The sequence below is a fragment of the Bacillus sp. FSL M8-0071 genome (assembly GCF_037975455.1).
GTDB lineage: Bacteria > Bacillota > Bacilli > Bacillales > Bacillaceae > Bacillus > Bacillus subtilis.
This window is the reverse complement of the sequence record NZ_CP150256.1, coordinates 3,921,152-3,945,166: the sequence shown is the minus strand read 5'-3', so window position 1 is coordinate 3,945,166 and position 24,015 is coordinate 3,921,152. Positions and strand designations below refer to the sequence as shown.

The window sequence follows — 24,015 nt, the reverse complement described above, 5'->3', positions numbered from 1 at the left end:
TGGGCTGTTTCATATGTGATTAATTCCAACACCGAATGTCTCGTGCTCAAGACCTTTAATCGGCGCCCCGATTGTTCCGTAAAGCGAGACAGCAATCCAATCGCCTTCCGCTTCACTTTCATAAGGATTTCCCCTCAAAACGGCAAACCTCAAGCCCACCGTCCGAAGCAGCGATCCTAGCAGCATTTCACCTCTGGTCACGCCATGCAAAGCCTCCATCGTCGCATGATAAAGCGCATGTGACTCCCGATAACCCTCAGATTGAATGACACCGCTCTTTTTGGAAGCGGTTTCAATTGCGGCTACTACTTTATGCGCGTCCATTGATCCTACCTTGCCAAGACAGACCTTCCATCCGTCTCGCTCCAGCTCCTCAACCTGCGTACTCTCTTCAGCCTCATTCAGCAGCAGGAGAACAGACAGCCGTCCGATCCGACGCTCTTTATGCAGTGTCATATGAATCACTCAATTCCTAAAAATTCTGATAACTATTAACTGAGTATTATATTAATTGGTTCAGCAGCAGAAGTCAAAAGGTTTTTTACAGTCTTTAACAAGTTAGATTGGTATTGTAATAGCGAGACGCAGAAAGCAGGACGGGCTTTTTCAGCGATTGCACACGATATCCAGACAGGAGGCAAACGCCGCTGTCTTACTCTCAATATGTGTTTACTAAGTCGTATTTTTCGCAAGGCATTTTATAAAGAGCCAGCCGAATGACTCTGGTGTTGACGGGCAATCAGGCATCATCTTAAAAAACGCCGACAACGAAATGGCTGTATCACAGTCGATGCAAAACCTGACAAAGCAGTTATTACATGTACGCGAATGAAAAACAGACGTGATGCAAGAAGGAGAAACAGCAAAAGAGTTGAACTATGAAGGAGAGGATATGCAAGCAGCAAGTTCTACGCAAAACAGACAGACATCAGTCTGACTATGTAAGAGAAGTGAGAAATCACCTATCTGTTTGAATATGAAAACATTCGGCTGTTTTAATAGGCCGGGGTATCTTCATAGAGAAATGTAAGCGTTTAAAATTTAATAAAAAAGAGAGGCGAATTGTTTAGATGTTCAACCGATTGTTCCGTGTATGTTTTCTTGCAGCTCTTATCATGGCCTTCACCCTCCCAAACTCCGCCAATGCACAAAAACCTATATTTAAAGAAGTCAGCGTCCATGACCCTTCCATCATTGAAACAAGCGGCACCTTTTATGTTTTTGGATCTCATCTCGCTTCAGCAAAAACAAATGACCTCATGCAATGGCAGCAGCTGACCACCAGCGTAAGCAATGACAACCCACTTATCCCGAATGTCTATAAAGAATTAAAAGATACCTTCGAATGGGCGCAATCCGATACCCTTTGGGCGGCTGACGTCACGCAGCTGGCGGACGGCAAATACTACATGTACTACAACGCCTGCCGCGGCGACTCGCCTAGGTCCGCCATGGGTGTTGCCGTCGCTGACAACATCGAAGGGCCATACAAAAACAAAGGCATCTTTTTGAAATCAGGAATGGAAGGCACAAGCAGCGATGGAACACCGTATGACGCAACCAAACATCCGAATGTCGTCGACCCGCATACCTTCTTTGATAAAGACGGAAAGCTGTGGATGGTGTACGGATCATACTCAGGCGGCATTTTCATACTTGAAATGAATCCGAAAACGGGCTTCCCGCTTCCTGGGCAGGGATACGGGAAAAAACTGCTCGGCGGCAACCACAGCAGAATCGAAGGCCCGTATGTTCTCTACAATCCAGACACCCAATACTACTACTTATACCTATCATATGGCGGTCTTGATGCAACAGGCGGCTATAACATCCGTGTGGCCCGCTCCAAGAAACCAGACGGCCCTTACTATGATGCAGAAGGCAATCCAATGCTCGACGTCCGCGGCAAAGAAGGCACATTCTTCGACGACCGTTCCATCGAACCATACGGCGTCAAACTCATGGGCAGCTACACTTTTGAAACAGAAAATGAAAAAGGCACCGGGTACGTCTCACCAGGCCACAACTCCGCATACTATGATGAAAAAACCGGGCGTTCCTATTTAATCTTCCACACCCGCTTCCCGGGCAGGGGTGAAGAACACGAAGTCAGAGTCCACCAATTGTTCATGAACAAAGACAGCTGGCCGGTAGCAACGCCATATCGTTATGCGGGCGAAACACTGAAAGAAGTAAAACAAAAAGATATCACAGGAACATACAAACTCATCCAGCACGGAAAAGACATCTCAGCCGACATCAAAAAAACCATCAACATCCAGCTCAACAAAAACCACACCATTTCCGGGGAAATGACCGGAACATGGAAGAAAACCGGAAAAAATACAGCCGACATCACGTTAGCGGGCAAGACGTATAACGGGGTATTTTTACGCCAGTGGGATTCGGTGAGAGAGAAGAATGTCATGACGTTTAGTGTGTTAAATGGCAGCGGTGAGGCTGTATGGGGATCTAAATAAGATGGAGAAGGCGCCTTCGTAGGAAGGTGTTTTTTTATGAGCTTTATTGACTATAAGAAACAGTTAAGTGGAAGAAAAAATAGAAATGGAAAAGAGATTAAAGACTTAAATAAAAAGTCCCTCAAATGATTGTTTCCTCCTCTCATAAGGTGATGAGATCTAATTTTTAGCAATTTAGAACCAGTGAAACACCTCTCAAGACAAACCTTTTTACCTATTTATCCAATATGACCCATCATGTAATATGAAAATAGTCTGTATTGTAAAGAATTGACACAGTTTGATAGAAACATGAGGTGTTGCGGCATGCATAGTGAAATGTTGTTACATTCGGTAAAAGCCGACTTACATGAAAAGCAGGAACAGATCCATCAATTAAAACGAGTGCTGCACGAAATTAGGCAAATCAAACACGATTTCTCTGAGGCCCAGCATCTCATTCACCGGCCTCATCTTAACCGGGAGGCATGGAGAGGAACACATGCTCAGCGGTTTGAAGATATTCGTGAAGGAATGAACAAAGCATATCAGCAAATCAAAAGCGATCAAGTCAGCGGAATCATCGAAAGCATAGAAGGAAAAATCCACTCATTAGAGGGCGATGTCTATTCCATAAGACGCCAAATTACGAGGATAGAGCATGAAATAGAGAAGGAAAAACATAAAAAGTGAGGTGAGCACAATTGGCACAGGAAATTAAAATGGTGTATGGCAAAGTGAAGCAAGGGCTTTCTCAGCTCAAGAATTCAGCTGAACTCAAGTCCTCCTTACCCGGCCATCTCTCAGGCAGAAACCATTTGAATGTTGTGAAGTCCATCGAGCAATTAAATAAGGACATCAAAGAGCTCACTGAAGCATATGCGTCTGTTCTGGCCAAGCATATCGCACAAACGGAAAGCGCGGTAAACGCCATGAAGGAAACGGACGAAAACATATCATCTTCCATGAAATAAAGCGCGGGAGGACAAGGGATTGAAAACATTAGATGTCCACGCTCTTCACGAGGGCATTCAGCATACGATTGAGAAACTGGACAAGCAAAAACAACAGCTGGAGAAGCTGGAAAAAAGCGTTGAGCATCTGGCAGGCATGAAGGATGCGCTAAAGGGAAAAGGCGGAGATGCCATCCGGACCTTTTACGAGGAGTGCCACAAGCCTTTTCTCCTTTTCTTTGGCATGTTTATCGACGAATACAAAAAAGTGCTGAAACAAACACAGCATGCGATTTCCTCTGTAGAATCTGACTCTCACGGCATGATTGCAGAGGCTTTTCTCTCACACGATGCGAGACATGGGGTCAAGCATGCACGAGAAGTGACAGAGCAGCTCACTGATGCAGTCAATCGCCAGACGTCGGCCATAGATCATATCGTCAGCCTGCCGACAGTCAATGATTCCTTTTTTCGGATGGAAACAGAACAGGCTGAGCGGCTGATTACAGACACCCTGCATAAGCTCTTTCAATTTGACGGCCAGCAAACCCAAGCACTAGAAACCGCAAAATCAGATTTTCAAACGATGAAAAAATATATAGACCAGCTCGAAACCATGTACACCGATCCGAAAATTGAAATCACAGGCTACAAAAGCGGCTCCATCCTGAAATCACAGGAAGAAGAAAACATCAACCAAACCTTCGGCGCGATTAACCCGCAAATGAAGCAGGCGGATGATTCACCGATGGAGATGATGCTGAAGAAACTAGCCGAGAATGAAAAGTCTAAAGTGGATTCAGTTGTCAAAACGGGTCATTCTAAAAAGGTAAGTAAAAATATCATCGTTATCAATGGTAAAGTGTATAATACGAGTGAACATAGAGAACATATAAAAACTGATTTCTCAAATGCAGAGGTTAAGCAAGTCGTTTATAATGATACACTTTACAATGTATACATATCTGGTAATGACATGAAGCTTGAACCTGTCGTCTCGCTTTCGGACATTAAAGTGGATGAGAATGGATATGTGAAAATTTTAGAGACAGCTGTAGAACTTACCGGCGTGTATGATCTTTTTAAGGCAGCCACGGGCAGAGATCCAGTATCAGGCGAAAAAGTCACAGGGAAAGACCGTGTTGTTGCCTCCATAAACTCAGTACCATTTGCCAAAATAGCTAAGTTAGAAAAGTTAATAGATATTAATAAACTTATTAATGATGGGAAAAAGGCTAAGAAGGCTTCGGAAGTTAAAAACGTTGCTAAGGATACGGGTAATGGTGTACCTTCTTATGGAAAGAAGTCAGTACCTAAAGGACCTTACAGAGAAGTACATGGATTCCCAGTTAAAGTAAAGCCAGGTGCTCAAGAGAAACATATTCCTAATACGCCAAATTACAAACAAGAAATAGCAAATGGTAAAAACAAGAGTATTTTCTATGGTGATAATAAAACAGCACAGGAATTGCTTGATAAGTTTGCAGGAAAAGGTCAACTACTACCAAACGGTAAAAAAGAAAGAGTAGACTTTGGTAAACCAATTGGAAAATACTATGATCGTGATACTGGTGAATACATTGAAACTACTAGAGGAATGATTCATTACGGAAAAGACGGAGCGCATATAGTGCCTTCAGAACCATTAAAGAAGTAATAAGAGGAGGATATACATGGAATATGATCCTTTAATAAAAGCGTTAAAAGAGTATAAAGATAGTGACTTGATAATAGAGTGGGATAGTGGATTAAAGATTATTGGTGAACCAGACACACTCTTTGAAACAGACAATGGGTTGGATGACGATGATGTGAATTTTATCGAATATTATGCAGTTACATTTCAAGTAAATGATATTTTAGCTCATCCTACTAGTGAAGAAAGTAGTTTATATAATTGGTTAATACAAAAGAAAGGTTCATTAGTTGAAATTTCACTTTATGATGATCCGCCAAGTGCAGTTTTTTTAACTGACGGAGAAAGTATATGGAAAAGGGATAGTCAAAAATAAAACATATACCTTGATGGGCTAATGCCTTTCAAGGTTTTTTACTTTTATATTAAGTCAGCTGATATATTTGATAGTATTTTCGGAAAAATAAAACAAAATATACAAAATGGCTTACCGTTATAAAAAATAGTCCTTATTGAGCAATCACCTTAGTCAACACCAAAAAATGAAAGCGTTGACATCCCGCGAATCTAGTGCTAAAGTATATCCTACAAACAAATAAAACGACCCGTCAGGATTGTTACTGCGAAAGCAGGCAAAACCTAAATGGTGCAGGTGCAGGAGGAGACTCTCGCAATCTGTGTCATTTAGGTTTTTTTTATTCTCTTTTAGGAGGTGATGCGGCATTTGATAGAAAAAAAGCTGGTGAAAGGCGGCCACCTTTCTTCCAGCAGTCCCCCCATAAAAAGGAGGTATACACATGGATTATGATAAATTATCGAAGGACATATTACAACTCGTAGGCGGTGAAGACAACGTTCAGCGCGTGATTCACTGCATGACGAGGCTGCGTTTTAATCTTCATGACAATGCTAAGGCGGATCGCAGTCAGCTGGAGCAGCTGCCTGGAGTGATGGGCACCAATATCAGCGGCGAGCAGTTTCAAATCATTATCGGAAACGATGTGCCGAAGGTGTATCAGGCGATTGTGCGGCAGAGCAATCTCAGTGATGAAAAGAGCGCTGGTTCATCCTCTCAGAAAAAGAATGTGCTGAGTGCGGTCTTTGATGTGATTTCTGGTGTGTTTACCCCGATTCTGCCTGCGATTGCGGGAGCGGGGATGATCAAAGGGCTTGTTGCGCTGGCAGTTACGTTTGGCTGGATGGCGGAGAAGAGCCAGGTTCATGTCATTTTGACGGCTGTCGGTGACGGTGCGTTCTACTTCCTGCCGCTCCTGCTAGCGATGAGTGCGGCGAGAAAATTCGGAAGCAATCCGTACGTAGCGGCAGCCATTGCGGCGGCGATTCTGCATCCGGATTTGACAGCCCTGCTCGGTGCGGGGAAACCGGTTTCCTTTATCGGGCTTCCTGTAACCGCTGCCACTTATTCGTCAACGGTCATCCCGATTTTGCTGGCGATTTGGATTGCTTCGTACGTAGAAAAATGGATTGACCGTTTTACACACGCATCTCTCAAATTGATTGTGGTTCCGACGTTGACATTATTGATTGTCGTGCCGCTGACATTGATTACAGTCGGTCCGCTTGGCGCTATTTTAGGAGAATACTTGTCTTCTGGGGTCAATTATTTGTTTGATCATGCAGGGCTTGTGGCGATGATTTTGCTGGCGGGTACATTCTCTTTAATCATTATGACGGGCATGCACTATGCCTTTGTGCCGATCATGATCAACAACATCGCTCAAAACGGCCACGATTATTTACTGCCGGCTATGTTTTTGGCGAATATGGGGCAGGCGGGAGCATCATTTGCCGTCTTCCTTCGCTCCAGAAACAAAAAATTTAAATCACTCGCGCTTACCACAAGCATCACGGCGCTGATGGGGATCACAGAACCTGCGATGTATGGCGTGAATATGCGATTGAAAAAGCCGTTTGCGGCCGCTTTGATTGGCGGTGCAGCCGGTGGCGCGTTTTACGGCATGACGGGTGTTGCTTCCTATATCGTCGGAGGTAATGCAGGTCTCCCGAGCATCCCTGTCTTTATCGGCCCAACGTTTATTTACGCGATGATCGGCCTTGTGATTGCGTTTGCGGCGGGAACAGCAGCTGCGTATTTGCTTGGATTCGAGGATGTGCCTTCTGACGGCAGCCAGCAGCCGGGCAGCAGAGAGATCATTCACAGCCCGATTAAGGGAGAAGTGAAAGCATTAAGCGAAGTCAAAGACGGAGTGTTTTCTGCCGGGATCATGGGAAAAGGATTTGCCATTGAGCCTGAAGAAGGAGAAGTTGTTTCGCCTGTTCGTGGAAGCGTTACCACCGTTTTTAAAACAAAACACGCAATTGGCATTACGAGTGATCAGGGAGCTGAAATACTCATACACATTGGATTGGACACAGTGAAGCTGGAGGGGCAATGGTTCACGGCTCACGTCAAAGAAGGCGACAAGGTCGCACCGGGAGATCCGCTCGTGTCCTTTGATATGGAGCAAATCAAAGCCGCGGGATATGACGTCATTACCCCGGTGATCGTGACCAACACAGACCAATATTCATTTTCGCCGGTAAAAGAGATCGGTAAAGTGCAGACAAAAGAAGCGCTGCTTGCTTTATCTTGAAAAAACTAATGGGGTGATCAATATGAGTTCAAACGCAAAACGATTTCCAGAAGGATTTTTATGGGGCGGCGCAGTTGCTGCCAACCAAGTGGAGGGTGCTTATAACGAGGGTGGTAAGGGGCTTTCGACAGCTGACGTATCGCCGAACGGGATCATGTCTCCATTTGATGAATCAATGACTTCCTTGAATCTGTATCACAACGGGATTGACTTTTATCATCGTTATAAAGAGGATATCGCCTTATTTGCAGAAATGGGATTTAAGGCGTTCCGCACATCGATTGCGTGGACGAGAATTTTTCCGAATGGCGATGAAGAGGAGCCCAATGAAGAAGGCCTCAGTTTTTATGATGATCTGTTTGATGAGCTGTTAAAGCATCATATTGAGCCTGTCGTAACCATCTCTCATTATGAAATGCCGCTCGGTTTAGTGAAAAATTATGGCGGCTGGAAGAATCGTAAAGTCATAGAGTTTTATGAACGCTATGCCAAAACGGTTTTCAAACGCTATCAACACAAAGTGAAGTATTGGATGACGTTTAATGAAATTAACGTGGTGCTCCATGCGCCGTTTACCGGAGGCGGTCTTGTCTTTGAAGAAGGAGAAAACAAATTAAACGCGATGTACCAGGCGGCACACCACCAATTTGTGGCCAGTGCTCTTGCTGTCAAAGCGGGCCACGACATCATTCCTGATTCGAAAATCGGCTGTATGATAGCGGCAACGACAACCTATCCGATGACTTCTAAGCCGGAGGATGTCTTCGCGGCAATGGAGAATGAGCGCAAAACACTTTTCTTCTCAGATGTTCAGGCAAGAGGCGCATACCCGGGATATATGAAACGCTATCTGGCAGAAAACAATATTGAAATTGAAATGGCTGAAGGCGATGAAGAGCTCTTGAAAGAACATACGGTGGATTATATTGGATTTAGCTACTACATGTCGATGGCGGCGAGCACAGATCCGGAAGAGCTTGCAAAATCAGGGGGCAACCTGCTGGGCGGAGTCAAAAACCCTTACCTCAAATCATCAGAATGGGGCTGGCAGATTGATCCGAAAGGCTTGCGCATCACGCTCAACACCTTATACGACCGTTACCAGAAGCCGCTGTTCATCGTTGAAAACGGCCTTGGCGCTGTAGACAAGGTTGAGGATGACGGCTCAATTCAGGACGATTACAGAATCAACTATCTGCGTGATCATTTAATTGAAGCGCGCGAAGCCATTGCGGACGGCGTTGAATTAATCGGATACACATCATGGGGGCCAATTGACCTTGTCAGCGCATCTACTGCGGAAATGAAAAAGCGCTACGGCTTCATTTATGTAGACCGGGACAATGAAGGAAATGGAACATTTAACCGCATCAAGAAAAAAAGCTTCAACTGGTATCAGCAGGTTATCGCCACAAACGGAGAGAGTCTCTGACAATTTTTTGAAAACTCATGCGCTTCAATTGACAATAACGAAATGCAGGCGGACAATAAAAGAGAAAGATGAACCACCCACAGTCCGAAAGGCGGGAAGAGCATGTTTAACAAAATGTTAGTAGCGATTGACGGATCAGACATGAGTGCAAAAGCGCTTGATGCCGCAGTGCATTTGGCAAAAGAGCAACAAGCGGAACTAAGCATTCTTCATGTGGGGAGAGAAGCCGTCGTCACGACTTCTTCTCTGACGGGAATTGTCTATGTGCCTGAACACTTTATTGATGAAATCAGGAACGAGGTTAAAAAAGAGGGCCTGAAAATCCTTGAGAATGCAAAAGAAAAAGCAGCCGAAAAAGGCGTTCAAGCTGAAACCATTTACGCTAATGGCGAGCCGGCGTATGAGATACTAAATCACGCAAAAGAGAAAGGCGTCAGCCTGATTGTAGTTGGCAGCCGGGGGATCAGCGGCCTGAAAGAAATGATGCTTGGAAGCGTCAGCCATAAAGTGTCTCAATTATCAACATGCCCGGTTTTGATTGTTCGATAGATTTGTAAAAAAAGCGCCCAAGGGCGCTTTTTTTTATTTAGAATAGAAGTGTTATAATATCTACATGTAAAAAAGAGGAATTCTATGTGTAGATTTCTGAATTCATAAAAAACAGTTTATGCTATGCAGTACTGGAGGTAGAATACGTTTGATGCAACAGGATCTTTCCATATCGTCAAAACAAAAATCAACAGCCGTAATCAAAATGGTCATCTCTATGGTGATTTTCGGCTCCATCGGCTTTTTCTCAGAGCATACCAATCTGCCGTCATTTGAATTGGTCTTTGTCCGCTGCCTTTGCGCGACGCTGTTTTTAGGCCTTTGCTGGCTGGCGTCCGGCCAGTATAAAACTGAAAAATGGAGCAAGAGAGACGTGCTGCAAACATTGGTGTGCGGTTTCTTTCTTGTATTCAACTGGGTGTTCTTATTTAAGTCTTTTGAAGAAACGTCCGTTACAATTGCCATCTCCGTTTATCATCTAGCGCCGGTGCTTGTTCTTCTTCTGGGTAGCTTCCTCTACAGAGAGAAATTAAATGTGATCTCCGTCAGCTCCATTATCATCTGCTTTCTGGGAACTGCGCTGATTTCCGGGATTAACGGCAGCACTTCATTGACACAGCTGATGGGATCAGGGATCATATGGGCCGTTCTCGCCGCGCTGTTTTATGCGTTCACTACTTTATTGGGAAAAGGCATTCAAAACCTCAGTCCTTATACGACCACCTTCCTGCAAACGGGTTTAGGGGTTATCATCCTGATTCCATTTATTCACTTTGGCGCTTTTGCTGACCTATCTCAGGGAAACTGGATTATGGTGGTATCTACCGGCATCATCCATACGGGTATTGTATATTTGTTGTTTTTTGACAGTTTACGATTTTTATCAACGAAATTTATTTCAATCATTGTATTTCTCGACCCCGCTGTCGCGATCGTGCTCGATACCGTCTTCACAGGCTTCCGCCCTGACCTCTATCAAACGCTTGGCATCGTGCTGATCTTTGCGGGCATGGCCTTGACGCTTGTCAGGAGGCAGGGGAAGGCGAATGTGGCAGCTGAGGGTACGGATATTGAACAAATGCAATAATGGAAAAAGTAAAAAGGCCTATGCGGCCTTTTTTTATTTTAGGTCAATAGACTCTCGTTAATCCTTAAAATAAGATAAATTTTCTAGAAAAATATTGTAATAATATTTCAGTCTAGTTAAGATTATTGAGTGAATATTACTTTTATTACAAAAGGAGAGAGAAAATGAAAAAAAGAAAGAGGCGAAACTTTAAAAGGTTCATAGCAGCATTTTTAGTGTTGGCTTTAATCATTTCATTAGTGCCAGCAGATGTACTGGCAAAAACCACAGAAGAAGAGAATGGAAATCGTATTGCTGCCGATGATCCAGAAGAAACTCTTCAGAAAGAACAAACTGAGGAAGCTGTACCTTTTGATCCAAAAGATATAAACAAAGAGGGTGAGATCACCTCTGAAAGAACAGAAAATACAAAACTCTATTATGAAGGTGACGGTGTCTATAAACAGGAAGTATATCTTGATCCTATTCATACAAAGGAAACACCTGATGCCGACTGGGAAGACATTTCTCCTGAGTTAAAAGAGTCGACAAGCAAACAAGTCGAGACAGAGAACGCCATTTTGAATTCAGATTTTCAAAAGCAAATGAAGAACGGGCTTTACGCGACTTTTGAGCATAATGACCATAAGGTTACATATTCACTTGTAGAAGCGAAAGGCCCGAATAAAACTTCACTTACTCCGAAAGATACCTCAGCAGATTATAAGACTGACAGTAATGAGATTGTGTATCCGGATGTGTTTCCGAATATTGATCTCCAGACTTTCACATTCAATGAAAACATAAAAGAAGATTTAGTCCTTCATCAGTATAATGGATACAACACATTTACATTTCAGTTAAAAACCGATTTGCAGGCTAAAGAACAAGAGGATGGATCCATTGATTTTTCTGATGAAAAAGGCAAAGTTGTTTTTTCTGTGCCTAAGCCTTTTATGACGGATTCAAAACTAGATGAGCTTTCCGGCGAGGTTGAACGGTCAGACAAAGTCAGCTATAAGCTGGAAAAGAATGAAGAAGGGTATTTGCTTCATCTTACGGCAGACGAGAACTGGCTGAAAGACCCAGAACGCGTATATCCAGTATCTATCGACCCGTCAACTTCTTTATCTGTTTCATCGGATACGTTTGTCATGAGTGCCTACCCGACGACGAACTATTCGGCCTCCTCACAAAAATGGGATGCTAATTTAAAGGCCTATGTACTGAAAACGGGCTATTATGACAAAACAACAGGCACAAACTATGCGTTCATGAAATTTAACAACCTAAAGCCAATTCAAAATATGACTGTCACTAAAGCTACATTAAAAACATACGTAGCCCATTCCTATTATGGAACAAAGGCAACCGGTCTTTGGCTGGATACGGTCAACAGCAATTATGATAATGCAAAAGTGACATGGAACACCAAACCGGCATCTAAAAATATCGGAAAAGCCGACGTCCATAAAGGACAGTGGGCGAGTTATGATGTGACCGCTGCTGTAAAGTCATGGAACTCCGGCGGGGCCAACTATGGATTTAAGCTTCATACAAACGGAAACGGCAAGGAATATTGGAAAAAACTAATTTCTTCAGCGAACTCCGCCAATAAACCATATATTGAAGTGACGTATACCATTCCAAAGGGAAACACACCTACAATCAAAGCCTATCACAACGGCGATTCCACTGGTTATTTCGATATCAGCTGGAAAAAGGTTGAAGGCGCAAAAGGATATAAGGTATGGATTTACAATGGTAAGGAATATCAAGCGATTTCTGCAGGCAACGTCACGTCGTGGAGCACAAAAGGTAAAAAAATCTGGCCTACGAGCGCAGAAATTGCCTCCAAGAGATATAAACTGCATCTGGACGGCAAGGATGGAGCTGAATTGGCATTAGATCCATCCCCGGTCTATAAGAATTCCGGCGGAAGCTATGCTACAAGCAAAAACTATTGGATTGGCGTCAGTGCGATATTTGACCAAGGTGAAGGAGCGATGTCCGCACCGGCAAAGCCCGTTATCCCTAATGTAGGAAAAGCACAAGCACCGTCTGCAAAGGGCTACAATAATGGGAATGCCACAGGATACTTCGACCTTTCTTGGAAAGCTGTATCTGGTGCAACCGGCTATAAGGTTCAGGTGTTCAATGGGAAAGGCTTTGAGACACTTGATCTCGGAAATCAGACGTCTTGGACCACAAAAGGGAAAAAGATCTGGCCGACAAGTGCAGAAATCAAGGCGGGAAAATATGCTCTTCACCTAAAGGACGGAAGCGGAGCAGAGCTGCCGATCAATCCCGGACCAACCTATAAAAACGCCGGGGGAGATGGAGCCAAAAAAAATTACTCGTTTAAAATTATCGCATACAACAAAGATGGCGAAGCCATTGCATCCCCGGCTGCTAACCCGGCACTTCCTGATATCGCTAGGCCAAAGAATTTAACTGGCTATTTGTATACAAATACAAAATCGAGTCAAACGGGTTATGTGAATTTGATATGGGAAAAGGTTCAAAATGCGAAAGGCTATAAAGTTAACATTTACAACGGTAAGGAATATCAGTCCTTTGATGTGGGTGACGCGGATCATTGGACAACCCAAAATAAAAACATTTGGCCGACTTCTGAGGAAATCAAAGCCGGAAGCTATAAGCTTCATACAGATGGAAAAGGCGGGGAATTAGCCCTCGATCCATCACCTGTCTATAACAATGCAAATGGGAATTACAAAGGGAAGAAGAATTATTCTTTCACGCTTGTCGCCTATGATGCGAATGGTGAAACGATTCCAACGGCGCCCTTTAACCCAACGTTCCATGAAGGCGCAGAATTCCTTGGGACAGAAGAATACTGGTCTATCATTGATATCCCAAGCGGCCAGTTAAATGGTGCGACAGGCAATGTCATTGTGAATGAAGAAGATTTGTCAATTGACGGACGCGGTCCGGGACTTGGCTTATCGAGAACCTACAACAGTCTTGACAGCTCTGATCACTTATTTGGACAAGGCTGGTATGCTGATGCAGAAACATCTGTCATCTCAACGGATGGCGGGGCAATGTATATCGATGAAGACGCTACGACACATCGATTCACGAAAAAAGCCGATGGCACGTATCAGCCGCCGACCGGTGTATATCTTGAATTAACAGAAACAGCTGATCAGTTCATATTAAAAACAAAGGATCAAACCAATGCTTATTTCAATAAAAAAGGCGGTAAGCTTCAAAAGGTAGTGGATGGCCACAACAATGCAACCGTCTACACTTACAACGACAAAAATCAACTGGCAGCCATTACAGATGCTTCAGGCCGCAAGCTCACATTCACATATGATGAAAATGGCCATGTGACGTCCATCACCGGACCTAAGAATAAGAAAGTCACCTACTCATATGAGAATGATTTGTTGAAGAAGGTTACGGATACAGACGGGACTGTCACAAGCTATGACTATGATGGCGAAGGGCGCCTTGTCAAACAGTATTCAGCCAACAGTACCGAAGCAAAGCCTGTCTTTACCGAATATCAGTATAGCGGACACCGTCTCGAAAAAGCGATCAACGCTAAAAAAGAAACATATGTCTACAGCTATGATGCTGATAAAAAGACACTTCTCATGACACAGCCAAATGGCCGGAAGGTACAGTATGGCTATAATGAAGCGGGAAATCCGATTCAGGTCATTGATGATGCTGAAGGGCTAAAAATTACAACGAATACAAAATATGAAGGCAACAATGTCGTAGAAGATGTCGATCCAAACGACGTGGGCACCGGAAAAGCAACGGAAAGCTATCAATATGACAAAGATGGCAACGTTACGTCGGTTAAAGACGCATATGGAACTGAGACATACGAATATAACAAAAACAACGATGTCACAAAAATGAAGGATACCGAGGGCAATGTCACGGATATTGCTTATGACGGACTGGATGCTGTATCCGAAACCGATCAGAGCGGAAAATCATCGTCAGCAGCCGTTTATGATAAATACGGAAATCAGATTCAATCCAGCAAAGATTTATCAGCTTCAACTAATATTTTGAAAGATGGAAGCTTTGAAGCGCAAAAATCCGGCTGGAATCTGACTGCCTCTAAAGACAGCGGCAAAATTTCAGTCATCGCCGATAAAAGCGGAGTTCTTTCCGGATCAAAGGCATTGGAAGTCTTGAGCCAATCAACGTCTGCAGGAACCGATCACGGGTATTCCTCAGCGACTCAAACAGTTGAACTGGAGCCGAATACAACCTATACATTAAGCGGGAAAATCAAAACGGATCTAGCGAAATCAAGAGCCTACTTTAACATTGATCTGCGAGACAAAGATCAAAAACGAATTCAATGGATTCACAATGAATACAGTGCATTAGCCGGAAAAAATGACTGGACAAAACGGCAAATCACTTTTACGACTCCAGCGAATGCAGGAAAAGCCGTTGTGTATATGGAAGTCGATCATAAAGATAAAGATGGCAAAGGAAAAGCATGGTTTGATGAAGTCCAGCTGGAAAAAGGCGAAGTATCATCAAGCTATAACCCAGTTCAAAACAGCAGCTTCACATCAGCAACGGAAAACTGGAATGTAAGCGGGGCATCCGTTGATTCTGAAGAAGGCTTTAATGATGATGTATCATTAAAAGCTGCCCGGACCAGTGCGTCCCAAGCCGGATCAGTAACAAAACAAACCGTTGTCTTAGGGCAAAGCGCAAATGACAAATCGGTTTATCTCACACTGACAGGAATGTCGAAAGCAAGCAGCGTCAAATTTACAGATGAAAAAGACTATTCTCTGCAGGCGAATGTCACTTACGCTGACGGCAGCACAGGCGTCTACAATGCGAAATTCCCTTCTGGAACACAGGAATGGAACCGGGCAGCTGTCGTCATCCCTAAAACAAAGCCGATCAATAAAGTAGATATTAGTATTCTGTTCCAAAAGAGTGCGACAGGCACAGTCTGGTTTGATGATATCCGTTTGATTGAAGGAAGCCTTCTGACTAAAAGCACGTATGACAGTAATGGCAACTATGTGACCAAGGAAGAGGACGAACTAGGTTACGCCACTTCAACTGATTACGATGAAACTGGTAAGAAAACGTCTGAAACAGATGCAAAAGGTGAAAAAACAACCTATACGTATGATCAGGCAGACCAATTGACAAACATGACGCTCTCTAACGGCACGTCTATCCTTCACAGCTATGATAAGGAAGGCAATGAGGTAAGCAAAACCATCCGGGCGGGAGCAGATCAAACCTATAAATACGAATATGATGTGATGGGCAAGCTTGTCAAAACAACTGATCCTCTGGGCAATGTGTTAGCAAGCGAATATGATGCCAACAGCAACCTGACCAAAACCATTTCACCAAATGGCAACGAAGTGTCTCTTTCTTATGATGGAACAGACCGGGTGAAATCAAAGTCGTATAACGGTACAGAAAAGTACAATTTCACGTATGACAAAAATGGAAATGAAACGTCGGTCGTCAATAAAGAGCAGAACACCACAAAAAAACGGACATTTGACAACAAAAACCGTTTAACCGAATTGACTGACCGCGGCGGCAGCCAAACTTGGACATATCCTAGTGATTCCGATAAGCTGAAAACCTTCTCGTGGAGCCATGGAGATCAAAAAGGAACGAATCAATTTACGTATAACAAACTTGATCAAATGATTGAGATGAAAGACAGTACATCTTCCTATTCATTTGATTATGATGAAAATGGAAACGTCCAAACCTTTATTACGGGCAACGGCGGCGGAACAAGTTTTTCATATGACGAAAGAAACCTTGTAAGCTCGCTGCATATCGGCGACAAAAATGGCGGAAGCATTCTGACAGAAAGCTATGAATACGACGCCAACGGCAACCGCACAACGATAAACAGCTCAGCAAGCGGCAAGGTGCAATATGAGTATGGGAAGCTGAATCAGCTTGTCAAAGAAACCCATGAAGACGGTACTGTTATTGAATACACATATGATGGATTCGGAAACCGGAAAACCGTTACAACTATAAAAGACGGCTCAAGCAAAACGGTGAACGCTTCCTTCAACATCATGAACCAGCTGACAAAAGTCAATGATGAAAGCATCTCTTACGATAAAAACGGCAACCGCACATCCGACGGCAAATTCACATATACGTGGGATGCAGAAGATAACCTGACCGCCGTTACCAAAAAAGGCGAAGACAAGCCATTCGCAACATATAAGTATGACGAAAAAGGAAACAGAATCCAAAAAAACGTCAACGGAAAAGTCACGAACTACTTCTACGACGGAGACAGCTTGAACGTCTTGTATGAAACAGACGCGGACAACAACGTCACAAAATCATACACGTACGGAGACAGCGGCCAGCTGTTATCCTACACAGAAAATGGTAAGAAATATTTCTATCACTACAACGCTCACGGCGACATCATCGCGATCTCAGACAGCACCGGAAAAACGGTTGCAAAATATCAATACGATGCATGGGGAAATCCAACAAAAACCGAAGCAAGCGACGAAGTAAAAGACAACCGCTACCGCTACGCAGGCTACCAATACGACGAAGAAACCGGCCTGTACTATCTCATGGCCCGCTACTACGAGCCAAGAAACGGCGTGTTCCTATCGCTCGACCCAGACCCAGGCAGCGACGGAGACTCATTGGATCAGAATGGGTATGCTTATGGAAATAATAACCCTGTGATGAATGTTGACCCGGACGGGCATTGGGTATGGCTTGTGGTAAATGCCGGATTTGCAGCCTATGATGGATATAAGGCATATAAATCAGGTAAAGGATGGAAAGGTGCTGCTTGGGCAGCTGCTTCTAATTTTGGTCCTGGGAAGATATTTAAGGGTGCTAGTCGCGCCTATAAGTTTACGAAGAAGGCAGTTAAAATCACAGGTCATACAAGACATGGACTTAATCAATCTATAGGAAGAAATGGAGGCCGTGGAGTCAATTTAAGGGCCAAACTGAATGCTGTGCGAAGCCCTAAAAAAGTAATAAAACAACCTAATGGGGCAACGAAATATGTTGGAAAAAAAGCTACAGTTGTTTTAAATAAAAGGGGTAAAGTAATCACAGCTTATGGAAGTTCAAGAGCTAAGGGTTCTAAACACGTATTCCATACACACGGAAAAGGAAATAAATCTAAGAGAAGGCGTTAATAAGGTTAAGCGAGGGGGGGATGACAACTACCCTCACTTAAACTTTAAATGAGGAGGAAATATGGCCAAAATAAAAGATGATTGTATAGAACTTGAATTAACACCGAGAAGGTATCAAGAGTTGGACGATGATCCATTTATTTTATCTGTATTTGAATTGTTGGAAAATAAGAAAGCCGTCGTTCGCGATTTTTCTGCTGTTTTATTAGAAAGTGAATATAAGGTGTTGATATCTGGGATCGAAACTATGATAAAAGGAAATCAAGACAGTATCAGTTTAGAGACTATTGAACCATTCTTATTTCTTAGTATTGATAAAGAAAACGGAAATTACAGAATTAAGATTAAAATTATATTTGATGATTATAAAGAAAGTAAGTCGAACTCCAACTTGTTCGAAATTAATTGTAATGAAGAAAAGCTAGAGTCTTTTGTGACCGCTTTAAAATTAAATCTTGAAAATACAAAAAATCCTTCTAAACTTCCTTAATTATAAATAATTTCTGCATTGGATAAAAATGGGGCATTTATTGATGGAACATTAAATAAGAGATGTTACCATCCTCTCTTATTTGTATGACAAAAGAATCTAAAAATATAGAATTGATTGGGATGAAGAGGATTTGCCAAAAAGGTTCCCAGCGTTTTGTGAAAAGCCCACTGGGTGAGTTTTAAGCAGTTGAAGATAAAGCTTGTATCGATAAGCGATACAAGCTTTTTTAGAACAAATCTAAACATGAACGACAACGAAAACAAGAGAATGATGAATCAATTTAAAAGAACTTGAGAAATTGACAGCGGAGGGAATGCGGCTCATGCAAAAAAGATTGATCGAAAAACTCGCCGAGAATAAAAGACGTTTATTGATGAGCGAAATCAAAGAAAAACTAGTCCCTTGTGCAGAAAGAGGCTTCACTTATCGTTTTGCTGATCTGGCGCAAAGCAGGCAATTGCTTGAGCTGGTTTTATCAAATTCAATACCAGCCAACACCCGTGAGGTTGATGCCCTCGAAAAAACGGAAGCGAAACAGCTGATCTGGAAAATATCTCAGTCATATGTTGCTTACGATGACCGGGACGTTCTGCTGTTTCATCAATACAGCAGCGAAATTGGTGCGTTAGTTTGTTCTTTTGGAAAATGTCTCGAGCACCTTGACTGCTTATTGGAGTGTATTGAGTTCGATGAAGGGATTCTCAATCATAGTTTTATTTTGGTTGAGCCTAAGTGCCAGTTTGGTTTATGTATATTGCACACGGAATACGGATGTGAGCTTGTTTATTGGTAGATTGGAAACCTTTTGGAACATATCTTTTACGGAAAAAGCTTCAATATCTAAATATCAGTACGGTGCTTTGCATACTAATAAAAAATCATTTAGTACTTGAATACGTGGTGATCAAATTGAGCGAGACAAATCTAATAGAATGCATAAATAAAATCAAAAGTGTCTTAAATGGACAAACAACAAGAGAAGAAGTGTCGGATTGGGCTGGAACTTATGTTTATGCGGATGACCCCGAAGTAGAAGACGATAGAGTCTGGGATATGTTAATCCTTCTAAGTGGGATTGATTTGAAAGATTCATCAGAAACTTATTTGCATTCAACAGATGATTTAAATGATTGGATCAAACAATATACGGAGTAATTTGTTTTCTGCTTGGTGGCAAGGCGTTATTGTTTAAAAAGAGGCAGGGGATGACAATGTATCAAACGATTAATGAATGGATTGATTATATAGATGAGGGGTGCAGTGTCCTTTATTTAGATTTTAATGTGTTTAAAAAAGAGCTCTCACTTAATATAAAGGTTTTTGAAAGTGAAGCTGAATATACCCATAAAATATTATTTCAAAATGTGGCATCCGCTTATTATAGTGCAGATGTTGGCGACATGAGATTGGAAAAAATAGATCCGGAAGAATACAATTGGCAAGTATTTGAGATGAGTTATCATCCAGAAGGAATCGGGAATCTATCAAATTCTATAATTCCGGAGTATCAATCAAATGCTAACTTTCTTATTGACATGAACAGAATGCTGATTGCTATAGAAGCTGAAACAGTTTGCTTTGATGATCAATCGTTTTATGCATACCAATTAAACACTAAATGATTTAAGGCTGAATTGGAAAGTAGATTTATCCCAAAACGATTAATGAAACTAGGCTGTCCGTTACTAATAGCTAATAAATGCTTAATTATCACTTCATTTCTAACCTGGGAGCATAACAAATGAAAAAATTAAAAATGAATAAAATTATCAACATGGACACCCAAGATTGTTTTTTCCATGCTGATCCACTGGGGCGTGTCTACATTGGAAAAGGTGTGAAAGGTGATGTGACCATCTCAATCTATGATCCTTCCGGTGATATTCGGGTTTTTAAAGTGAAAGAGCAGATTTCATACAGTGATATCCTGCTCTTTCAACAATGTGCAGATGGCTATGTCTTCGTTTATTACGAATCGTACGAGCCGAAGGTAAAGGTTTTTTCAGAAGAGGGAAGGGTGAAAAGTGCTTTTCACTTGCCTTCAGGGGTTTCCTGCTGTCTTTTGGATGAGAAACAAAACCTTTGGGTCGGTTTAAATGATGAAGGCATTTATGATGATGAAAATCCCAACGGCCATAGTGTGTGGTGTTTTACGTTAGATGGTCAGCAGAAGGAAATACACATTGATAGAAAGCTCGAAGAAATGGATGCGCCGGCTGTAGATGATTGTTATGGACTTGCAGAAAAAAACGGCTTGATTTATATGCTGTATTACGGAGATGCAGTCATTGCCGCGTTTGACGACACGGTCGTGAGACGGGTATGGATTCTGTCGGATAAAGAGCCGAACTCAGAAGCATTTTATCAGCTTGCGATATCTGAAGAAGGTTTTTTGGTTGGGACGTTCAATTGTTACAGTGAAGAGCTTGAGTCGTCTCTTTATTTGATTTCTGCCGATGTGAGTCAAGAGATGGAAGAGATAACATGCTGTGACTCGAACGGTGAAGCCCTAGACGTTCAACAGCTGAAACTGACAAGTAACGCTGTTTACGCAGTGGCCTCTTCTGGTGTTTATAAGCAGGATATCCAATAAGGTGTAGGGATGAGATTATGATGAATTGGCGCGCTTTAAGTCAGACAAAACAAGACCGCATCTGGTCAGAAGTGAACAAGATCATAAAATGAAAACCCGGAAGCAGATGTCATCACATCATCCCGCCTGATCCATATCAAGTGTTTGATATTTCAAGCGGGATGAGCGGTAAAGCCAGTAATGATGATGTAGTCAGAGTGCTGAATGATTTAGAGACTTCGATTTTGAAAGCATTTCAATCATGTACTGGAAAGAGCGATGTGATGTACGCATTAGATTGGCAGCATGACGGATATATCTTTAGCCCTCATCAGACAATGCCTCAGGATGAATTTGGCGAATGGCCTGTTCCCGTATTTCCAAATGCAGACTATTATTTCTTTTTTCATCAGGACTTCTCTTGGGGACTTTTGGGAGACCCGTGGAAATTGACAATCACTGTGTTTGGTGAAGAGCTGTTGGAGGCGATAGATAATGATCCGCCTATCCTGTTTCAAGATAAATGAGTTTGTTGCGGAGGGAGAGGATCAACGTGCTTCAAAAACTGAGAAAAAGACAGCGAGAGCTTGAAGAAACACCGTATCCTAGTGAATTGTACGGCTTTGAAACGGAAATCTATGAGTTTTTTATGCTAGTTGATGGCGGTTTGGATTATGTACTGGCGAATAAAAGGATGTCCGGGCATCAGCGGCGTTCGTTGGAGAAAAGCTTTTTTGAGCTGTATCCTGACATACTTCCGAATATGATCAAAAACGATAAGGATCTGTATCATCACATTCTCTTGTATGAACAAGTCAGACAAGAGATTTGCGTTGCACTATCCAACTGATAAGGGGAAGATTTTATGGAAATAACCTCTATAAGCAGTATTGGCAATTTGGACATGATCGAGTTTAAGCCTGACCAAACCGTTATGTCATGCGAACTTGAAGATGCAGAGTCGTTTTATCGTTTTTGGGCAGGGCTTGCCTACGATCGAATCATGATACAGGTAATAGCGACTGGTTCATTTATAGAAGACCTGTCCGAGTATTTTGAAGGTCATGCTTACAAGGTGACGAAGCTGGCCAAAAGGGAATTCCATTTCCAATCCATATTACAGGAAGCAGACCGGGATATTGCAGATTTTCTCTTTCTGCTAGCTTCCATCAATGATGATGTTTTTCTGATCACTGATCCTCAACCGGATAAAAGCTATTTTTCAGAAGGGAAGCTCCAATGCCTAACGGACTCAGGCGAACGGATCATATGGTTTGAATACGATGCTGTGGACATTTATATGGTTGGCGGTGAATCATAAAAATAGAGGGAATTCATTTGAATATCACACAATACGAGAAATTGAAAAAGCATCTTTCTGATGAGGATACAGGTCCATTTACATTAAACGAGTTTTCTTTCTATATGAAAGAAGATGATCGTTATATTCAAATTCCTGTGTTTGAATGAAAACGATCAGCTCAAACCTGTGACATTCATTTGCGGTTTGAAGACATTAGTGCATCAAAGCTGGATGACCTTGAATCCATCGATGCGGTTGAGTTGGAGATTGAACCGACTGACGATCAATGGGAAAGACTCCGTTATTATGTGTATGATCAAGAAGATCAGATGAGTTTCTATTGCGGAGGTTGGGATGTGATCAAGTGTGACAAGAAGTCACACTGATTTTCCCCTTTTTTTGCTTGAGACCCCCTTTTTAAATATGGCACATCAATTTTATTTTTCAACGCAATTTTTTTCTCCCTTCAGTCATCATAAAGAAACAATCATCGAGTATGCATTAATGTATGCGTTTTCATAGAGGGGGAGTCTTGATGAAAAAATGGATGGCAGCGGTTTTTGTGATGATGCTGATGCTGTGTTTTGGCGGGAATGAGAGTGTGAAGGCAGCGGAGCCGAAGGTGTATCAGTTTGACTTTGGAAGCGGTTCGGTGGAGCCTGATTATATTGGTGTCAGGGCGTCTGATCGGTATGACCGATCAAAGGGCTACGGTTTTCAAACACCGGAGAATATGAGGGATGTGGCGGCATCCGGGACTGGTGTGAAGAGTGATGCGGTTCAGTTTTTAGCGTATGGGACGAAAAGCAATAACACGTTTAATGTGGATCTCCCGAATGGGCTTTATGAGGTGAAGGTGACGCTTGGCAATACGGCAAGGGCCAGTGTGGCGGCGGAGGGCGTGTTTCAGGTCATCAATATGACAGGGGATGGCGCGGAGGATACGTTCCAAATTCCTGTCACCGACGGGCAGCTGAATCTACTGGTGACAGAGGGGAAAGCCGGCACCGCTTTTACGCTTAGCGCCTTGAAAATAAAGAAATTGTCTGATCAGCCGGTGACGAACCGAACCATTTATGTCGGCGGCGACTCGACGGTGTGCAATTATTATCCGCTCAACAGCAGCAAGCAGGCGGGCTGGGGGCAGATGCTGCCTCACTATATCGATAAACACACCTTTCAAGTGAGAAACATGGCGTCCGGCGGGCAGATCGCGAGAGGGTTCAGAAATGATGGACAGCTTGAGGCGATCCTGAAGTATATTAAACCGGGAGATTATTTTATATTGCAGCTTGGCATTAATGACACAAATCCGAAGCATAATGAATCTGAAGCGGAGTTTAAAGAGATGATGCGTGATATGATTCGTCAGGTAAAAGCGAAAGGAGCGGACGTCATCCTATCAACGCCTCAGGGCCGGGCAACCGATTTTACTTCTGAAGGCATCCATTCGTCTGTAAACAGATGGTACAGGGCCTCTATTTTAGCTTTGGCCGAAGAGGAAAAAACATATCTCATTGACTTAAATGTCCTCAGCTCGGCATACTTTACATCGATCGGTCCGGAAAGAACACTCGGGCTTTATATGGATGGAGATACGCTGCACCCGAATCGCGCGGGGGCCGACGCACTGGCGCGATTGGCTGTTCAGGAGCTAAAACGCCAGGGAATCGCTGGCTTTTAATACATCATTTTTCGACAAAACACATATGCCTTGGTCAATTAGAGTATAATGAGAACATCTGCA

Annotated in this window: 21 protein-coding genes and 3 pseudogenes; 23 read left to right on the top strand and 1 reads right to left on the bottom strand. The window is 42.8% G+C overall.

The genetic code is table 11. The features are described 5' to 3' along the window. Positions 1-9: 9 nt before the first annotated feature. Positions 10-456, bottom strand: coding sequence for a hut operon transcriptional regulator HutP (gene hutP / locus MKX71_RS20325; RefSeq protein WP_003243875.1), 447 nt, complete (start codon positions 454-456; stop codon positions 10-12). A gap of 316 nt (positions 457-772) precedes the next feature. Here hutP and MKX71_RS20320 point away from each other — a divergent pair. The 23 genes and pseudogenes from MKX71_RS20320 to MKX71_RS20210 all read left to right on the top strand — a co-directional run bounded on the left by MKX71_RS20320 (position 773) and on the right by MKX71_RS20210 (position 23,952). After that, a pseudogene (locus tag MKX71_RS20320) lies at positions 773-937 on the top strand (hypothetical protein). A gap of 133 nt (positions 938-1,070) precedes the next feature. After that, positions 1,071-2,480, top strand: coding sequence for an arabinan endo-1,5-alpha-L-arabinosidase AbnB (gene abnB, locus MKX71_RS20315; RefSeq protein ID WP_069323011.1), 1,410 nt, complete (start codon positions 1,071-1,073; stop codon positions 2,478-2,480). 306 nt (positions 2,481-2,786) lie between these two features. After that, on the top strand, positions 2,787-3,152 hold the full coding sequence (locus MKX71_RS20310; RefSeq protein WP_014478447.1) for a DUF5082 family protein: 366 nt from the start codon (positions 2,787-2,789) through the stop codon (positions 3,150-3,152). Positions 3,153-3,163: 11 nt separating this feature from the next. Beyond that, on the top strand, positions 3,164-3,433 hold the full coding sequence (locus MKX71_RS20305; protein WP_339231564.1) for a YwqI/YxiC family protein: 270 nt from the start codon (positions 3,164-3,166) through the stop codon (positions 3,431-3,433). A 19-nt stretch (positions 3,434-3,452) separates the two neighbouring features. Continuing rightward, a complete protein-coding gene (locus MKX71_RS20300; protein ID WP_339231563.1) occupies positions 3,453-5,069 on the top strand; it encodes a T7SS effector LXG polymorphic toxin in 1,617 nt (538 codons plus the stop codon). A gap of 16 nt (positions 5,070-5,085) precedes the next feature. Next, the gene (locus MKX71_RS20295) at positions 5,086-5,424 is read left to right on the top strand and encodes a hypothetical protein (protein ID WP_015250873.1); all 339 of its coding nucleotides are present in this window, start codon (positions 5,086-5,088) and stop codon (positions 5,422-5,424) included. 421 nt (positions 5,425-5,845) lie between these two features. Further along, positions 5,846-7,663 carry a PTS beta-glucoside transporter subunit IIABC gene (gene bglP, locus MKX71_RS20290; RefSeq protein ID WP_339231562.1) on the top strand — a complete coding sequence of 606 codons (1,818 nt, stop codon included), beginning with the start codon at positions 5,846-5,848 and terminating at the stop codon, positions 7,661-7,663. A 22-nt stretch (positions 7,664-7,685) separates the two neighbouring features. Continuing rightward, complete coding sequence (gene bglH, locus MKX71_RS20285) at positions 7,686-9,095, top strand: aryl-phospho-beta-d-glucosidase (RefSeq protein WP_119900136.1); 1,410 nt, start codon at positions 7,686-7,688, stop codon at positions 9,093-9,095. A 102-nt stretch (positions 9,096-9,197) separates the two neighbouring features. Then, positions 9,198-9,644: a universal stress protein gene (locus MKX71_RS20280; protein ID WP_015714985.1), complete on the top strand. Its 447-nt coding sequence runs from the start codon at positions 9,198-9,200 to the stop codon at positions 9,642-9,644. A gap of 151 nt (positions 9,645-9,795) precedes the next feature. Continuing rightward, positions 9,796-10,731, top strand: a complete 936-nt coding sequence (locus MKX71_RS20275; protein ID WP_339232058.1) for a DMT family transporter — start codon at positions 9,796-9,798, stop codon at positions 10,729-10,731. Between the two features lie 164 nt (positions 10,732-10,895). Further along, complete coding sequence (gene wapA, locus MKX71_RS20270; RefSeq protein ID WP_339231560.1) at positions 10,896-17,900, top strand: tRNA nuclease WapA; 7,005 nt, start codon at positions 10,896-10,898, stop codon at positions 17,898-17,900. Between the two features lie 61 nt (positions 17,901-17,961). Then, a complete protein-coding gene (wapI, locus tag MKX71_RS20265; protein WP_339231559.1) occupies positions 17,962-18,390 on the top strand; it encodes an immunity protein WapI in 429 nt (142 codons plus the stop codon). Positions 18,391-18,715: 325 nt separating this feature from the next. Further along, positions 18,716-19,186, top strand: coding sequence for a hypothetical protein (locus MKX71_RS20260; RefSeq protein ID WP_003243092.1), 471 nt, complete (start codon positions 18,716-18,718; stop codon positions 19,184-19,186). Continuing rightward, a complete protein-coding gene (locus MKX71_RS20255; protein ID WP_009968394.1) occupies positions 19,180-19,548 on the top strand; it encodes a hypothetical protein in 369 nt (122 codons plus the stop codon). Before MKX71_RS20260 ends, MKX71_RS20255 begins: the two co-directional genes overlap by 7 nt. Before the next feature lie 50 nt (positions 19,549-19,598). Then, on the top strand, positions 19,599-20,015 hold the full coding sequence (locus tag MKX71_RS20250; RefSeq protein WP_339231558.1) for a hypothetical protein: 417 nt from the start codon (positions 19,599-19,601) through the stop codon (positions 20,013-20,015). Positions 20,016-20,134: 119 nt separating this feature from the next. Further along, a pseudogene (locus MKX71_RS20245) lies at positions 20,135-20,461 on the top strand (DNA-binding protein); the annotation flags it as partial. Positions 20,462-20,533: 72 nt separating this feature from the next. Continuing rightward, the gene (locus MKX71_RS20240; protein ID WP_080478367.1) at positions 20,534-20,986 is read left to right on the top strand and encodes a hypothetical protein; all 453 of its coding nucleotides are present in this window, start codon (positions 20,534-20,536) and stop codon (positions 20,984-20,986) included. A gap of 17 nt (positions 20,987-21,003) precedes the next feature. After that, positions 21,004-21,492, top strand: a pseudogene (locus MKX71_RS20235) (DUF2716 domain-containing protein). A gap of 26 nt (positions 21,493-21,518) precedes the next feature. Then, positions 21,519-21,815, top strand: a complete 297-nt coding sequence (locus MKX71_RS20230) for a YxiJ family protein (RefSeq protein ID WP_339231556.1) — start codon at positions 21,519-21,521, stop codon at positions 21,813-21,815. A gap of 15 nt (positions 21,816-21,830) precedes the next feature. After that, the gene (locus MKX71_RS20225; protein ID WP_130573033.1) at positions 21,831-22,286 is read left to right on the top strand and encodes a hypothetical protein; all 456 of its coding nucleotides are present in this window, start codon (positions 21,831-21,833) and stop codon (positions 22,284-22,286) included. 17 nt (positions 22,287-22,303) lie between these two features. Further along, entirely contained in the window at positions 22,304-22,435 is a 132-nt protein-coding gene (locus tag MKX71_RS20220) for a hypothetical protein (protein WP_015714975.1), read from the top strand. Between the two features lie 30 nt (positions 22,436-22,465). Then, positions 22,466-22,654 (top strand): hypothetical protein, encoded by a 189-nt coding sequence (locus MKX71_RS20215; RefSeq protein WP_044052424.1) that lies wholly within the window; start codon positions 22,466-22,468, stop codon positions 22,652-22,654. A 149-nt stretch (positions 22,655-22,803) separates the two neighbouring features. Then, on the top strand, positions 22,804-23,952 hold the full coding sequence (locus MKX71_RS20210; protein ID WP_161476588.1) for a GDSL-type esterase/lipase family protein: 1,149 nt from the start codon (positions 22,804-22,806) through the stop codon (positions 23,950-23,952). The last annotated feature ends 63 nt before the right edge of the window (positions 23,953-24,015 follow it).

Bases quoted from the DNA above. Each gene is read 5' to 3' on its own strand.
- hutP (WP_003243875.1), bottom strand. From the start codon at position 456: ATGACACTGCATAAAGAGCGTCGGATCGGACGGCTGTCTGTTCTCCTG.
- abnB (WP_069323011.1), top strand. From the start codon at position 1,071: ATGTTCAACCGATTGTTCCGTGTATGTTTTCTTGCAGCTCTTATCATG.
- MKX71_RS20310 (WP_014478447.1), top strand. From the start codon at position 2,787: ATGCATAGTGAAATGTTGTTACATTCGGTAAAAGCCGACTTACATGAA.
- MKX71_RS20295 (WP_015250873.1), top strand. From the start codon at position 5,086: ATGGAATATGATCCTTTAATAAAAGCGTTAAAAGAGTATAAAGATAGT.
- bglP (WP_339231562.1), top strand. From the start codon at position 5,846: ATGGATTATGATAAATTATCGAAGGACATATTACAACTCGTAGGCGGT.
- bglH (WP_119900136.1), top strand. From the start codon at position 7,686: ATGAGTTCAAACGCAAAACGATTTCCAGAAGGATTTTTATGGGGCGGC.
- MKX71_RS20280 (WP_015714985.1), top strand. From the start codon at position 9,198: ATGTTTAACAAAATGTTAGTAGCGATTGACGGATCAGACATGAGTGCA.
- MKX71_RS20275 (WP_339232058.1), top strand. From the start codon at position 9,796: ATGCAACAGGATCTTTCCATATCGTCAAAACAAAAATCAACAGCCGTA.
- wapA (WP_339231560.1), top strand. From the start codon at position 10,896: ATGAAAAAAAGAAAGAGGCGAAACTTTAAAAGGTTCATAGCAGCATTT.
- wapI (WP_339231559.1), top strand. From the start codon at position 17,962: ATGGCCAAAATAAAAGATGATTGTATAGAACTTGAATTAACACCGAGA.
- MKX71_RS20260 (WP_003243092.1), top strand. From the start codon at position 18,716: ATGCAAAAAAGATTGATCGAAAAACTCGCCGAGAATAAAAGACGTTTA.
- MKX71_RS20250 (WP_339231558.1), top strand. From the start codon at position 19,599: ATGACAATGTATCAAACGATTAATGAATGGATTGATTATATAGATGAG.
- MKX71_RS20225 (WP_130573033.1), top strand. From the start codon at position 21,831: ATGGAAATAACCTCTATAAGCAGTATTGGCAATTTGGACATGATCGAG.
- MKX71_RS20210 (WP_161476588.1), top strand. From the start codon at position 22,804: ATGAAAAAATGGATGGCAGCGGTTTTTGTGATGATGCTGATGCTGTGT.